Source organism: Bacillus sp. mrc49, from assembly GCF_002803435.1.
The window spans coordinates 1-304 of sequence record NZ_PHNG01000098.1; the positions used below are offsets into that span (position 1 = coordinate 1).

Annotated in this window: 1 pseudogene; it reads left to right on the plus strand. The window is 49.7% G+C overall.

Features of this window, described 5'->3' with window-relative positions:
* Positions 1-133: 133 nt before the first annotated feature.
* Positions 134-304: pseudogene (locus CVN76_RS00660) on the plus strand (30S ribosomal protein S7); the annotation flags it as partial.

The following is a 304-nucleotide window of genomic DNA, read 5'->3' on the forward strand; positions in this document are numbered from 1 at the left end:
CTCGCTCCAAGTACGGTGCCAAGCGTCCTAAGTAATTTAGGGCATGTGCGGCGGAGTTATCCGTCGAGTAAGTGGCTGCTTTGTTGAGCAGTCGCGAGCGTAAAGCTCAACTGAATAGATTGAAGGAATTGAAATGCCAAGACGCAGAGAAGTGCCCAAGCGCGATATCCTGCCGGATCCGAAGTTCGGTAGCCAGGATCTGACCAAATTCATGAACGTTGTAATGATCGACGGCAAGAAGTCTGTTGCTGAACGCATCATTTACGGCGCTCTCGAGCAAATCGAGAAAAAAACCGGCAAAAAC